Source organism: Terriglobales bacterium (assembly GCA_035651655.1).
GTDB lineage: Bacteria > Acidobacteriota > Terriglobia > Terriglobales > Acidobacteriaceae > DASRFG01.
Window position 1 is genome coordinate 24,154 of sequence record DASRFG010000001.1, and the last position, 14,017, is coordinate 38,170.

The 14,017-nt window shown below is 57.6% G+C and carries 16 protein-coding genes; 10 read left to right on the forward strand and 6 right to left on the reverse strand.

Features of this window, described 5'->3' with window-relative positions; translation table 11 throughout:
- Positions 1-47: 47 nt before the first annotated feature.
- From atpH to hfq, 5 genes are all read right to left on the reverse strand, one after another.
- Entirely contained in the window at positions 48-602 is a 555-nt protein-coding gene (atpH, locus tag VFA76_00120; protein ID HZR30238.1) for an ATP synthase F1 subunit delta, read from the reverse strand.
- Positions 603-1,355, reverse strand: coding sequence for a hypothetical protein (locus VFA76_00125; GenBank protein HZR30239.1), 753 nt, complete (start codon positions 1,353-1,355; stop codon positions 603-605).
- The gene (locus VFA76_00130; GenBank protein ID HZR30240.1) at positions 1,352-1,831 is read right to left on the reverse strand and encodes a hypothetical protein; all 480 of its coding nucleotides are present in this window, start codon (positions 1,829-1,831) and stop codon (positions 1,352-1,354) included. Before VFA76_00130 ends, VFA76_00125 begins: the two co-directional genes overlap by 4 nt.
- A 293-nt stretch (positions 1,832-2,124) precedes the next feature.
- A complete protein-coding gene (gene hflX / locus VFA76_00135; GenBank protein ID HZR30241.1) occupies positions 2,125-3,603 on the reverse strand; it encodes a GTPase HflX in 1,479 nt (492 codons plus the stop codon).
- A gap of 10 nt (positions 3,604-3,613) precedes the next feature.
- Positions 3,614-3,928 carry an RNA chaperone Hfq gene (gene hfq / locus VFA76_00140; GenBank protein HZR30242.1) on the reverse strand — a complete coding sequence of 105 codons (315 nt, stop codon included), beginning with the start codon at positions 3,926-3,928 and terminating at the stop codon, positions 3,614-3,616.
- A gap of 240 nt (positions 3,929-4,168) precedes the next feature.
- On the opposite strand from hfq, the gene VFA76_00145 reads away from it, so the two are divergent.
- The 10 genes from VFA76_00145 to VFA76_00190 all read left to right on the forward strand — a co-directional run bounded on the left by VFA76_00145 (position 4,169) and on the right by VFA76_00190 (position 12,992).
- The gene (locus tag VFA76_00145; protein ID HZR30243.1) at positions 4,169-4,918 is read left to right on the forward strand and encodes a hypothetical protein; all 750 of its coding nucleotides are present in this window, start codon (positions 4,169-4,171) and stop codon (positions 4,916-4,918) included.
- An 88-nt stretch (positions 4,919-5,006) separates the two neighbouring features.
- Complete coding sequence (gene tyrS / locus VFA76_00150) at positions 5,007-6,254, forward strand: tyrosine--tRNA ligase (GenBank protein ID HZR30244.1); 1,248 nt, start codon at positions 5,007-5,009, stop codon at positions 6,252-6,254.
- Between the two features lie 46 nt (positions 6,255-6,300).
- A complete protein-coding gene (locus VFA76_00155) occupies positions 6,301-7,146 on the forward strand; it encodes a diacylglycerol kinase family protein (protein HZR30245.1) in 846 nt (281 codons plus the stop codon).
- 77 nt (positions 7,147-7,223) lie between these two features.
- Positions 7,224-8,240: a signal peptide peptidase SppA gene (gene sppA / locus VFA76_00160; protein ID HZR30246.1), complete on the forward strand. Its 1,017-nt coding sequence runs from the start codon at positions 7,224-7,226 to the stop codon at positions 8,238-8,240.
- Between the two features lie 140 nt (positions 8,241-8,380).
- A complete protein-coding gene (locus VFA76_00165; protein HZR30247.1) occupies positions 8,381-8,704 on the forward strand; it encodes an HU family DNA-binding protein in 324 nt (107 codons plus the stop codon).
- Positions 8,705-8,757: 53 nt separating this feature from the next.
- Complete coding sequence (locus tag VFA76_00170) at positions 8,758-9,333, forward strand: aminodeoxychorismate/anthranilate synthase component II (protein ID HZR30248.1); 576 nt, start codon at positions 8,758-8,760, stop codon at positions 9,331-9,333.
- 123 nt (positions 9,334-9,456) lie between these two features.
- The gene (locus VFA76_00175) at positions 9,457-9,786 is read left to right on the forward strand and encodes a PilZ domain-containing protein (protein HZR30249.1); all 330 of its coding nucleotides are present in this window, start codon (positions 9,457-9,459) and stop codon (positions 9,784-9,786) included.
- A gap of 99 nt (positions 9,787-9,885) precedes the next feature.
- Positions 9,886-11,196, forward strand: a complete 1,311-nt coding sequence (locus VFA76_00180; protein HZR30250.1) for an AMIN domain-containing protein — start codon at positions 9,886-9,888, stop codon at positions 11,194-11,196.
- A 114-nt stretch (positions 11,197-11,310) separates the two neighbouring features.
- Complete coding sequence (locus tag VFA76_00185) at positions 11,311-12,246, forward strand: energy transducer TonB (GenBank protein HZR30251.1); 936 nt, start codon at positions 11,311-11,313, stop codon at positions 12,244-12,246.
- Positions 12,247-12,374: 128 nt separating this feature from the next.
- Positions 12,375-12,992 (forward strand): HAD hydrolase family protein, encoded by a 618-nt coding sequence (locus VFA76_00190; protein ID HZR30252.1) that lies wholly within the window; start codon positions 12,375-12,377, stop codon positions 12,990-12,992.
- Between the two features lie 167 nt (positions 12,993-13,159).
- Here the strand turns inward: VFA76_00190 and VFA76_00195 are convergent, their stop codons facing one another.
- On the reverse strand, positions 13,160-13,978 hold the full coding sequence (locus VFA76_00195) for a tetratricopeptide repeat protein (protein ID HZR30253.1): 819 nt from the start codon (positions 13,976-13,978) through the stop codon (positions 13,160-13,162).
- Between the last annotated feature and the right edge of the window lie 39 nt (positions 13,979-14,017).

Genomic DNA, 14,017 nt, shown 5'->3' on the forward strand with positions numbered 1-14,017 from the left:
GGTGCTCGTTCTCAGTTCACGTGCTCGGCAGGTGTTATCAGAACCGGTCAGCCGGTACTTAGTTGTTCGCGAATCTTGTTCAGCTGGCCAAGAATGGAACCATCGTAAATCGTGCTACCCAGCTTGATGACTGCTCCACCAAGAATGCTGGTGTCGCGCTGATAGCGGGCGCGAACTTTTTTGCCAGTCAGCTTCTCAATCTGGGTTTCCAGCAGGCGCTTCTCATTGTCTCGCAAATCGCGGGCCGTGGTTATTTCCGCCTCTGCCAAATTGAGGCGCCGGTCGAGCTCGTGTCCAAAATGCCGAACGATCTCTCCCAACAGCGGGATACGGCCATGGTCAATCAGAACCGCCATGAAATTCCGCACAGTGCGTGAGAGGCGGCTGCGTGTTACCAGGGCATCCAGAACGGAATGCTTCTGCTCGGAAGAAAGCGCCGGGCTCTCCCACACCTCACGCAACTCCTTGCTTTGGGCGACCAGGCCAGCGATGAGTTCCAGCTCACCCCGGACCTTATCTGGATCCAACGGTTTGGCCTCGCCCCGACGGTCGAAGATTACATCAACCAGGGCGCGAGCGTAACGATTGCCGATAGCAGCCATTTAGCGGTGACCATCCTTGCGAACGTTGCGGGCAGCACTCGAATCGTCCGCCAATTGATCGGCAAAACTGCGGACAAGCGCCTGGTCGGTCGGAGCATCTACCCGAATCTGCTTTTGTGCGACCGAGACGGCAAGGCCCGCCGCATAAACTTTTAGATCGTGCTGGGCGAGCCGGACGGCAGCGGCGATCTCCTGCTCGGCGGCCGCGATAATCCTGCGTGTCTCCTCCGCGGCGGCGGTCTGGATTTTCTGTTCTTCCAGCGCGGTGGCATGTTCCGCTTCTTGGCGGATCGAAGCGATCTCGACATCTAAACGACTGAGGCGCGCTTCGATGGCAGCCAGACGGCTCTGGGCTTCCGCACTGGCGGCACGCGCTTCTTCAATCGCCTTCTGGATGTTTGCAGTGCGGGAGCGGAATATCTGTGGAACACTCGACCGCCAGAATTTGGCAACCAGCACGGCGATAATCACGAAGTTGAGGACGTACGCCAGCCAGTAGGCGGCATGCACGCTGATCCCGAGGCGGTGCGCCAACCACTGCACCGATCCGGACTCTTTGAACTGAGCGTTTTCGTCCCCGGCTTCGGCGGCCTTTCGCGAGGTCTCCGCGAGCTGTTGCTCGGAACCGGCCTCACCTGACTTCGGCTCCGCAGGAGAAGATTGCCCCATCGCAATAGTGGTCAGGACCAAGGTCAGCAACAAAATCGGCAGGAAGGAAAGACGAATTATGCGTTGGCCCCGGCCCCCGGTCATGAACGGCCACCGGCGAGTGGGCTGGGCGCGGTAGCAGCCGGACGCAGGATTGCCGCTATTATTTCGCGCGCCAGACGTTCGGCCTCGCTTTGCAGGCTGGTTTGTACGGACTCTTTCTCCTTTTCCAAGGCAGCGCGGGCCTGTTTCACTTGCTCCTGAGCGCGCGACCGGGCCTGGGCGATGGCCTCCACGTGCGCCTGCAGCGCCTGCTGTCGCCGAGCTTCCTGCGCTTTGAATACGGCAGAGCGGGCTTCCCGCAACCGTTGCTCGTATTCTGCGGCTTTGGCTTCGGCGGCTGCAATATCGGCGCGAGCACGCTCGATTGCGCCTTTGGTAAGGCTACGACGCTCATTGAGCACGCGCTGCAGTGGCTGATGCACCAGAAAACGATAGGCCGTTAAAACGATGAGCAGCAAAATTACCGTCGGTATCGCGCCGAGCAGTAATCCGCCTAATTGCCTTAGCGTTTCGTCCATTTCGTTAGGTTTACCGCCCAGACAGCCTGCGAATCAAAGAAGGGACTTAACTTGAAAAATTATCATCGTGTGAAAGGAAGTGTCAACGTAAGCAGGGAGCACTTGACTCAAGCAGAGAGGGATTAAGGTCTATCCAAGAGGGTGGGAAATATTGCCTCCAACACTTGACTTTCCCCTTGACAGGTTTACCATATTGATATCACCTCCGATCCAATTCAGGATCGAGTGGGCTGGGGGTCAAGGAAAGTCACCGCTTCTTGATCTCTGGCCCATTTAATTTTTGCAGCTACACACTAGTGGTCAGGCCGCACGAATTGCTTCAATTTTCTGACCAGCGATTCTGGCGCATCCGCCTCCAGTTCCACCAAACCATCGCGATAGTGACGTGAAAGAATGCGGGAGCGCGCCTCCAGCGCAGATAATATCTTGCCTTCGCTCTGCGGCACCTTCAGGAAGACGCGGCTGATAGGGTCATGGGCGAGGAGTTGGTCCATCCTGTCCAACAAGCTGGACAGGCCAATTCCTTTTAGCGCAGAAACGTGGACCATGTTGGGGCCGTCGCGCAGGGCCTCGCGCTCCCCAACCGGCAGCAGATCTATCTTGTTGACTACGTGCAGGCGGGGTTTGCCTTCGGCGCCCAGCTCCCGCAATACCAGTTCCACCTGTGCGTCCTGCTCGGGGGCGGTGAGGCTGCTGGCGTCAGAGACGTGCACAATCAGCTCAGCGCGCTGTACTTCCTCTAACGTGCCCCGAAAAGCGGAAACCAGGGTTGTGGGCAGGTTGCGAATGAATCCCACAGTGTCTGAGAGCAGCAGCTTGCGGCGCGATGGCAGGATCACCGGACGGATGGTGGGATCGAGCGTGGCGAACATCTTGGACGATTCCAGCACCCCGGCCTGGGTGAGGGCGTTGAAAAGCGTTGATTTTCCGGCGTTCGTGTATCCCACCAGCGCGACGGTGGCTACGGGAACCGATTCGCGGCGTTGCCGCTGCTGTGCACGCGTACGCCGGACATTTTCGATTTGCTGCTCAAGATGGCGGACACGCCGATAGATTTTGCGGCGGTCGGTCTCCAGCTGGGTCTCGCCCGGGCCGCGTGTCCCGATGCCGCCGCCCAACTGCGACATCTGAGCACCGCGTCCACTCAACCGCGGCAGCAAATACTTGAGCTGGGCCAGCTCCACCTGCAACTGCCCTTCCCGAGTGCGAGCATGGCGGGCAAAGATATCCAGGATGAGTTGGGTGCGATCTACCACACGGGTGGAAACCTCATCCTCGATATTGCGCTGCTGCGATGGCGTGAGCTCGTGGTCAAAGATGACGAGGTCAGCTGACGTGGAGGCGACAGCGCCAGCAACCTCCTGCAATTTCCCGCGGCCGATGAGGGTGGCAGGATCGGGCTGCTGGCGATGTTGTAGGAATTCACCCGTGACGGTGGCCCCGGCACTACTGGCAAGTTCCCGCAGTTCCGCAAGTGATTCTTCGGCTGTGAACCGGGGAACACTCGCAGGAGGCACGCTCGACTCAGACGGCGGAGCTGAGTGCGCAGCCCCCGAAACTACGCTGCGCGCCAGTTTCGCTTGTGGCGGAATGGGAGAGTTGGCAACCTTTTCCCGAGAACCATCGCCGGCACGACGACGCGGCGTGTAGTCGAGTCCCACAAGAAACGCCCGTTCGGTGGCGCCAGAACGTCCGCCGGAATTCTGCTCTTTCTGCGCAGCCGCGAACTTCTTTGCAAGACTGGATCCGGGCTTGGATCGCGAAGCAGGCAACCGAAACGACCTATCCTTCTGTTCCCGAGCTATTCAGCGCCGGCGCCACGGGAGCGTTGTGAGCTGGCTTGGCTTCAGCGGCGCGCTCGGGTCTTTCCAGTCGCCCATCAGCATGGGACTTGGCCATGACAACGGTCGAGATGGCATGCTTGAAGATAAGCTGCTCCTGGTTGCCGGTTTCAAGTACCACAGAATACTTGTCGAAGGAGCGAATGCGCCCCGCGAGCTTGACCCCGCTGAGGAGGTAAATGGTGATGGGGATTTTGTCCTTGCGGGCCGTGTTGAGAAACGAATCCTGGATGTTTTGCGCCGGCTTATTTTCCATCTGCCGATCTCCTTGTTGGAACTCGAAACGTCCGGTGCCGAAAAATTAGGCCAATCAAAAAAGAATTCAGGAACACTGCCCAGGCCGTTCTTGCAGCCTCAAGTTACGATACGGCGTCGGCAGAGAGTTTTCAACCGTTGGCGTTAAATTTAGGCCGGAACGGCTGTCCTGGCAGGGCACTTCAGGGATGGGGTATTTAAGGTAGGCTGTTATGCGAATTTTGATCTTCGCGGAGGCGCGATGCCACTACTGAACTTAGAGGTGCTCTCGGGGGTGACCTATCCCGGTTCCAATGCCACGGTGCTGATGGTCATGCGTTGGATCCACCTTTTGGCAGGAATCACCTGGATTGGACTGCTCTATTTTTTCAACCTGGTGAACGTTGACTTCGTAAAGGGACTGGACGCCAGTACTCGCGCCCTGGTGCTCCCGCGCCTGATGAGACGCTCAATGTGGTGGTTCCGCTGGAGCTCTGTGGTAACAGTGCTGATGGGCATAGGCTATTGGATGAATATCGTCACCGCGGATGCCCACAACGCCCAAGCCTCGCCGGGGCAGGCAATGTGGAGTTTCTTCCTGATATGGACGGCGGCATTCGCTGTCCAGAATGCGCTGGTGATGCCGGTTAAAGGCCCACTCAACAATGGCTGGGTGCTGGCCGTGCTCATGATCATCGTAGTGGGATCCGCCAGTTATCTTTATTTGCGGTTAAATGATCACGGCTGGGAGAGCAACCGCATGCTCTCCATCGGTATTGGCGGGGGAATCGGCTGGTTGCTGATGTTCAATGTGTGGGGAATTGTGTGGCGGGTAAATAAAAAGCTGATTCTTTGGACGGAGCAAAATCTGGCCAACGGTACGCCCATTCCGCAAAAAGCGGAGAAGTTGGCCCGCCAAGGTTTTTTGGTCTCGCGCATCAGCTTCTGGCTCACCTTTCCCCTGCTCTTCTTTATGGGGGCGGCAAGCCACTATCCGTTTCTGGGGAAGTGAGCGCCCGTCCTCGAAAGGCCAGGAAGTTAAGCTAGTTTTGTTATGCTGAGTTTGGCGGTTGTATCAATGTGGATCGCCTATCCTCATAATGCCCCAGAACTTTCCTGAAATTGACGAGCAGCTCACTTACATCAAGAAGGGTGCGGCGGAGATCATCCGCGAGGCAGAGCTGCGAGAAAAATTGGTGAAGTCCCGGACCATGGGGCAGCCGCTACGCGTCAAGGCGGGCTTCGACCCGACGGCCCCGGACCTGCATTTGGGTCACACTGTCTTGCTGCGCAAGCTAAAACATTTTCAGGACCTCGGGCATACGGTGATCTTTCTGATCGGCGACTTCACCGGGATGATTGGTGATCCCACCGGCCGCTCGGCGACCCGGCCCCCGCTGAGTCGCGCGGAGATTGACAAGAACGCCGAGACTTACAAGAAGCAAGTCTTCCGGATTCTCGACGAAGAAAAAACCGAGGTGCGCTTCAACAGTGAGTGGTTTAATAAATTTCGCGCTGAAGACTTCGTGCGCCTGGCCTCGCATTACACGGTTTCACAGTTGCTGGAACGAGAAGACTTTCACAAACGGTTCCAAGAGGAAAAACCCATAGCCATGCACGAACTGCTTTATGCGCTGGCCCAGGGGTACGACTCGGTAGCGCTCAAGGCCGACGTTGAACTCGGCGGCACCGATCAGAAATTCAATCTGCTGGTGGGCCGGGAAATTCAGCGTGCCTATGGTCAGCCCTCCCAAGTGGTGCTGACCACGCCAATCCTGGAAGGTTTGGATGGCGTGCAGAAAATGTCGAAGTCGTTGGGCAATGCTATTGGCATCAAGGAGCCGCCGCTAGAAATGTACGGAAAGATCATGTCCATTTCTGACGACATGATGTGGCGGTATTACGAGCTGCTGACGGACGTCTCCAGCGCGGAGATTGCGAAGATGCGGCAGCAGGTGGCAACCAACCAGGCGCATCCGATGAAGTTGAAGCAGGAATTGGCGTTCCGCATCGTGGCCGATTTCCATTCGGCGGATGCGGCGAAGCGCGCAGCGGAGGATTGGTCAAAGCAGTTCCAGAAAGACGAAGTGCCGGAACATGTGGAGCAGGTCAAAATCAATTTTTCAGATATTGCCGCCGGTACGGAGAATGCCGGCGCCATCAAGTTGGACAAGCTTTTGGCACGCTCCGGACTGGCCGACTCCATCAGCGATGGCCTGCGCAAGATCAAGCAGAAGGCCGTACGCGTGAATGGCGAGGTCAAGAGCGAACCAATTCTCCGCGTGCAGGTTCCCACGGAGCTTACCTTGCGAGTCGGCCGCACTATGCGGCGAGTTTCAATTTCGTAGCTGGACCTCTCCGCGATCCCGTAAATCTGGTACCCTGCGCGCGGTCATGATACGCGCGTCGGCGATTCTCGGCCCGGGAGCAAAGAAAAGCGATCTCGCGCAATTCCGCGGACCTGAAATCCAATTTACTGACGAACTGAAACAAGCCGACGCGGTGGTGGTACTCGGGGGCGATGGCACGGTTCACCGGCATCTGCCCGTGCTGGTCGAGGCGCAACGACCGGTGCTGGTTGTGCCGCATGGCAGCGGGAACGATTTTGCGCGCGCCCTCGGGATAGGCAGTCCACGGCAGGCGCTGGCAGTCTGGTCAGCATTTCAAGGAAATAAGGCGCGAGTACGGCGAGTTGATTTGGGTCAAATCCGCAGCGCAGATGACAAGCTTACGTACTTTTGTTGCGCAGGAGGCGCAGGGATTGACGCCCAGGCAGCACGACGTGCGAGCCTTCTGCCGGCTTGGTTGCGCGGCTCCGGCGGTTATGCCTTGAGTCTGGCATGGTCGTTGCTGAGCTTCGCTCCGGCAGAGATGACTGTGTCATCCGCCGAAGACGGCGCCGCTTTGGTAGAGCGCGTTTCGGAGTTAGGTTATCTGGTGGCCTTCGCCAATGCGCCTGCATACGGCCACGGAATGCGCATTGCCCCCCACGCCAGCATGGAAGACGGCCGGTTGGACATTTGTTTTGTGCGTGGAACGAGCAAGCTCCGCCTCATGAAACTGTTTCCTCGCGTTTATTGGGGCAATCATCTGCGGCTTCGCGAGATCGAATATTTCCAGACTGAACGGGCGCGGATTGAGAGCAAGGTTCCTCTGGAAGTCCACGCTGACGGCGAGTTCGTCTCGGGCACGCCCATTGAGGTCAGCGTCGTGCCAAGGGCGTTGCCGGTGATCGGATAAGGAACGGATCGGCGCGACCTCACGGATGGCGATGCTCTTCTTTTGCCAGCACTTAGTGTTAAACTACGGGCTTCCTTATGGGGGACGTTCCGCAAACACCGCAAGCTCCACCGCCGGCGACTCCACCAAGCCAATCTCCTATCTATCAATCTTCGCCAGTTCCGGGAGGATACGAGCAGAAGCCTCCACGGCGCTCGCGCACCTGGTTGTGGATTGTGATTGGCGGCGCCGCCTTTTTCCTCTTCGTTTTGGCGGTATTTGGCGTGGTGTACGTGACCATGCGCAGTGGCACTTCTCAGGCCACCACCTTTAGCGGTTTCGGAGACAAGATTGGGGTGGTGGACCTGGAGGGTGTGATTGTCACCCCAGAAATCGTAGTCCGGCAGCTCAAGCAGTTCGGCGACGACAGTTCGATCAAAGCCATCATCCTGCACGTGAATACGCCGGGTGGTGGGGTGGCTGCCACAGAAGAGATCTATCGCGAAGTGCAGCGCATTGAGCGCGACAAGAAAAAGAAGGTGATCGCTTCTGTAGAGACCGTCGGTGCCAGCGGTGGCTATTACGTTTCCTCGGCTTGCAATAAGATCTTCGCCAACAACGGCAGCATTGTGGGCAGCATCGGCGTAATTGCTGAGTGGGTCAATTATGGCGACCTTCTGCGCTGGGCCAAGCTGAAGGACGTCACCCTCAAAGCCGGCGCGCTGAAGGATGCAGGTTCGCCCACTCGCGACCTGACCCCGCAAGAGCGTGCCTACTTCCAGAGTTTACTTGACGACATGCACTCCCAGTTCATCAGAGCGGTTTCGGATGGACGTCATTTGAAAGTGGACGAAGTAAAAGCAATCGCTGACGGCAGAGTATGGACCGGCCAGCAGGCGCTGACGCTCAAACTTGTTGACCAGTTAGGTGACTTCCAGGCGGCGATTGATGACACGGCAAAGTCGGTGGGAATCAGCGGCGAGCCCGTGCTGGTGCGGCCACAAAGAGAGCGGAAGACGCTCTGGGATCTGTTGTTCGGGGACGTTTCAGAGTGGCTTCCCGACCGGGCCAAGTTGATGGAAACCCACATCGGCTTTTACTATCTTTGGAAGTGATGTCCGGGAAAATTTCTGGGGGACTGGTATTCAGGAATATCCCGTGGGGTACACTCAAGTGGAGCGGATGCGTGGGCCGCTGGTGGCTGCATTTTGGGGGATGGGACAGCGACCGGCGTCTATAAAGGGAGCGGAACAAGATGACGAAAGCCGACCTGATCGATGAAGTTTCGCGTTTGGCGGAACTGACCCGGAAAGACAGTGAAGTGATCGTCGAAACCATATTCGACAGCATCGTGCGCTCCTTGCGGGTCGGCGACAAGATTGAGATTCGCGGCTTTGGCAGCTTTCGCACGCGCCAGAGAAAGCCGCGCGTCGGTCGCAATCCGAAAACCGGCGATCGTGTAGAAGTGCCGGCCAAGAAGATTCCCTTCTTCAAACCCAGCAAGGAATTGAAAGACCTGGTAAACACCGGCGGTGCCGGGGAAAGCGCGCCTCCTCCGGCGGCCGCGCCCGCAGGCTAGTCAACCGACTTTTCGCTGCCAATACTTATCGCCGCTCGCGCAGGATCACAACCATGGTCTTCGTGCTCGACAACTACGACTCCTTCACCTACAACCTGGTGCAATATCTGGGAGAGCTGGGGGCGCGCGTTGACGTGCGGCGCAACGACCAGGTTACGGTGAACGAAGTGGAAGAATTGAAACCAGAGCGAATTCTGCTTTCGCCAGGGCCGTGCACGCCGCGGGAAGCGGGCATCAGCGTAGAACTCATCCGCAAGCTCGCGGGGCAGATGCCGATCCTGGGAGTATGTCTGGGACATCAGGCGATCGGAGAGGCGTTCGGTGGGGAGGTCGTGCGCGCAAAGAAAGTGATGCACGGCAAGACCAGCACCGTGGAACATGATGGCCGCACCATCTTCCGCGGATTAAACTCGCCACTCACCGCCACCCGCTATCACTCACTGATTGTGGCGGAAGACAGTCTTCCCGCGGAATTGGAGGTTACGGCGTGGACATCCGATAAAGACGCTCCGCGAGTGATTATGGGCCTCCGCCATCGCCAGCTGCCAGTAGAAGGAGTGCAGTTCCACCCGGAGAGCGTGCTGACCTCCGACGGCAAGAATTTGATTCGTAACTTCTTGTTAATGTAGCTACTTACGTGAACTCGGCGGAAATGACTCGGGGCCTGCCGCTGTCTCAGGAGGGCCACCATCCAGTGCGGGCTTGACACAATTCACAAGTGCAGACATGCTAAGCACCACTTCGGAGGCAGCATGGATGAGCCCAAGCCGGACAAGCGTGCCACTCGCCGGTTCTCCTTACGGCTGCCAATATCAGTAAAGTTCCAGGACGGCGCAACAGTAGAAAAAGACGCTACCACCCGCGACGTCAGCGCGCGCGGAATTTGCTTTTTGATGGACGCGCCTATTGGAGGCGGCTCCGAGATTGAGTTCACGCTCACTTTGCCGCCGGAAATTACTTTGACGGAAAATATCCGCGTGCGCTGTAAAGGTAAAGTGGTGCGCACGGAAGAGAGTAATGGCACCGGACAACTGAGCGTGGCGGCAGTGATTGACGAGTACGAGTTCTTGAACGAGGGCTGAGTGGGTTTGCAGCCTGCGCACCACGTGATCCGGCCCCGCCCCTTCTCGCAGCAACTTACCAATGATATGTTTTCAAGTCGGAGTAGTGTCTGCCCAGCCATGGTTTTTCCCGGATTTCTTCGCTGGTGTCTATTGGCCACTTTAGTGGCGGGAGTGTCCATCAGTCTCGGCGCTCAGTCCAACACACCGGCTGCTGTGCGCGACGTTATAATCGCGCCGGCGGCAGGTGGCATCACCATCCAGATTCTTGCCAGCCGGCCCATCACGCCGATCGTTCAAAAGCTGGAAAATCCGCCACGCGTAGTTATTGATCTGCCGGACGCGCTGTTCTCGGCTGGGCAAAAGCGCATTACCGTAAACCGGCAGGACATCATTGAAATACGGGCCAGCCAGTTTCAAAACACACCACCGGTGACGCGCGTGGTTGTGCAGCTCAAGAAACTTCGCGAATATTCTGTCTCATCTCAGGGAAACAATCTGTCGGTAAAGCTCACCCCGGTTGCTCCCCAGGCGGGCCCAAGGCCGATGGCCGCAAAACCGGAGCAGCCGACAACCGTGCTGGAAGCGGGCGCAGTTCCTCCTCCTGCGCCGGTCGCGATGGTGGAGGCTGCAACTCCGACCATGACGTTACAAGGAGCATCGTCCATCACCGCCGGAGCCGACACGACCGTGCTACGCTTGCCACGTGGAGGCGAAGTGCGGATCTGCCCCGGGACTGCGGTCTCGGTGACGCCATCAGGTCACGACCTGATGGTAGGCCTCAATACAGGGGCCATCGAAACCCATTACGCGCTGAGTTCTGCAGCGGACGTGATTCTTACCCCCGACTTCCGCATCCTGCTGCCGGGACCAGGGCGTTTTGATTTCGCGATCAGCGCCGACCAACGCGGAAACACGTGCGTACGGTCGCTCACAGGAAATACCGCGTCATTGATGGTTTCCGAGTTGATGGGCGATGGGAATTATCAGGTACATCCGAGCGATCAAGTGGTGTTCACGGCAGGCCGTTTACGAAACGTGAGTTCAGTCATGCCGCAGGGTTGCGGCTGCCCGCCAATTATGGTTCCGGTGACTCGGGCACAAGCGCCTGCAGTGAACACTTCTCCCGTGGCGTCGCCAACGGCAACTCCATCCGTGACGAGTCCTCCGCCGCCCGTCAAGACAGGCGAAGCACACGTGCAAGTCGACGCGCCCTTTGTTTTTCGTGCCACCGACCCCGTCTTGCCGGCAGCGCCGGTGGTAGCGCATTTACGTCTGGTGGGAGGACGCCCTCCCACCCAGTTGCTGAATGCGGATGCAGAGCCGCCCTCGGTGACGAATTACAACCAGCAGCCTCAACCGGCAAAAACCAAATCGTCGCGCGGGTTCCTTGCCAAGCTGCGCGGGTTCTTTGGCGCGATGTTCCGATAAAAAAGCCGTTCCTGGGCCTATCTCAGAACACCGAAATCCCCGCGACCTGCGCCGAGAGCCAGTAACTCACTCATCCGCAAGTACCTTGGTGTACCCACTTTTGGCGATGCGGATTTGACATCTCAAAAGCCCATTCTGGCCTATACTTATTGGGCAGAAATGTCGCCAACTACAACCCCTGAGAAGCCCGAGGCGATCCAGTCGCCCGCACCGGAGCCCATCCTTCTGCCCACGCTTTTTGGCGAGGGTTACGGGATGTACGACACCAAGCCGGTGACGTTTGTGTATTCGTTCGTCGGACACATCGTGGCGGCAACAATCATCCTGCTGGTTGCCAACTACGTGGTCTCACATCGCCACGAAATTAAGAGACAGGTTATTGATGTGGTGACAGATTTCAGCCCTTACGTACTGCCCGCCTCCAAGAACCAAACCGGAGGCGGCGGTGGCGGCGGCGATCGCGACAAACTTCAGGCTTCAAAGGGTGCTCTTCCGAAGGCAGCCAAGCGACAAATTACTCCACCCGCGGTTGTGGTGCGCAATGAAAATCCGAAGTTGACGGCCGATGCCAGCATAGTTGTGCCACCGCAAATAAAATTGCCGACCGGAAATATGCTGGGAGACCCGCTCACTGCGGTGCTGACGCCCCCTTCCAGCGGTACCGGCGCTGGCGGAGGAATTGGAAGCGGTAGTGGCGGCGGTGTCGGCAGCGGCCACGGCATTGGCGCCGGGCCTGGGTACGATGCTGGTATTGGTGGAGGCGCATATCGTGTGGGCGGGGGCGTAAGCGCTCCACGCGCCCTGTTCGCGCCCGACCCGGAATATTCCGAAGAAGCCCGCAAGGCGAAGTTTCAAGGCACGGTAGTGCTTTGGGTGGTAGTTGGGCCGGACGGACGCCCGCACGACATTCGCGTGCAGCGTTCCCTTGGAATGGGGCTGGACGAGAAAGCCATGGATGCGGTCCGGACCTGGAAATTCGATCCCGCTCGTAAGGATGGCCAGCCGGTGGCCGTCCAGATCAATGTGGAAGTGAACTTCCGGCTCTACTGAGTGGCAGTTTCGAGTTTCCCGTTTCATATCTTCCCGTTGATATTCCGTCCACTTGCCACTCCTGGAACACCGATTTCGCAATTTCAGACTGGCACCTGAGTGCTGACTGCCTCTGCTATGATTCGCGCATGTCTGCGGAGCGCGCCCAGAAGATCAAATTGGTTCTATTCGACGTGGACGGGGTGCTTACCGACGGCACGATTTGGCTCTTCCCGGCGCCAGCCGGAGCGCAGATGCCAGCGCAAGATCATTCCCGCAAACATGGTGGCGAGGGTGGCTTCGGCATCATCAGCCAAACCACCATCGAAGCGAAAGGTTTCCACGCCCACGACGGAACTGCGATCTCACTGGCTCGTTTGGGCGGAATTAAGTGCGGCATCATCACCAAACGGGTTTCAGAAACCGTCGCATTGCGCGCCCGGGATTTGAAGCTCGACCACGTTCATCAAGGAATTCAAGACAAGCTGACGGTCTTCGAAGAAATTCTCCGCAAGGAGAAACTACGGCCAGAGCAGGCAGCTTACGTGGGCGATGACGTAATTGACCTGCCGATTATGCGCAACTGCGGTCTGGCCATCGCGGTCGCCAACGCCCGCGCTGAAGTTAAGGAAGTGGCCCACTACATTACTGAGAACCGTGGCGGACAAGGCGCAGCGAGAGATGCCGTGGAGTACATCCTGAAAGCCCAAGCCAAATGGGAAGAGGTGATGCGGGAGTACATCCAGGAACGCAGCCCGGTGAAATAGATGACTCGATAATAAAACCCACCGATTGCTGCTTGGGGCGTGCTCGGGTGATGCAACCGGTGGGTTGTCATCTCTCCTTACTCACTTGTTCCTGTTTTCAGGAGCCTTTCCATTTCCAGACCCGGAAACTGAGCAAAAGTTGCGTTCCAGCTCATTTTCTGGAGCAACTACTCTGGAATTCCTGGAGGGCGTGAGGCCATTAACTCCGTGAAACGATGGTCTTTCCTCAGGGCGGCGAATTCGGCGTCTTTGAATACGTTGTTGATTCCTTTGTAGCCTTCTTCCATGGCCTTTCTCAAGTACTGCAAAGAACGGTCGGCAATTCCCAGCTTGGCGTACATTTTGGCCACGACGTAGTCGTAATGCGCACGGTCTTCGGGAGACGACATCTGGGCGGTGACGCCAGACGCGGAAGTTCGCTCCAGGATGTCAGGATCGAGCTGCACCGCGTGGTTGTAAGCCACGATAGCTTTTTCGAATTCTTTCTCGGAGAAGTACGCCGCTCCAAGGTTGCTACAGAACGAGGCTGACTCGGGGCGCAGCTTCAGCGCCGACTCGTATCGCTTCACCGCCCGACCGTATTTCTTTCGGAGATACTCGATTACCCCAAGATTGTTGTAAGCATCGGCATATTGCTTGTCGTATTTGATGGCACGATGGAAATACTTGTCCGCGTCCTTTAGCCGCTGCAGTTGCAAGTTGGTGATGCCGATTTTGTTTAGCAGAATGGCACTCTTGGCATCTTTGGAAAGAGCGGCGCTGTAGTAGTCGAGCGCATCGAGAAATGCCTTGCGCGTGCGCAAGAGGTCTCCTCGTTCCTCCAAACGCTCGGCGCTCCAATCGGCAGGAGGCGGTTCAATACGGCGCATCGGAGGCGCCACCTGGATTTGCTCACTTGTCTGGGCATGAGCGGCACCCGATAAAGAAAACGTCAAGGCCGGTAAAAGGAAGGAGATCAGAAGAATCGTGCGGAAAACGCGCGGCATACGCACCTCCCAAGCAGCCAAATATTAGACGGCTGCAAA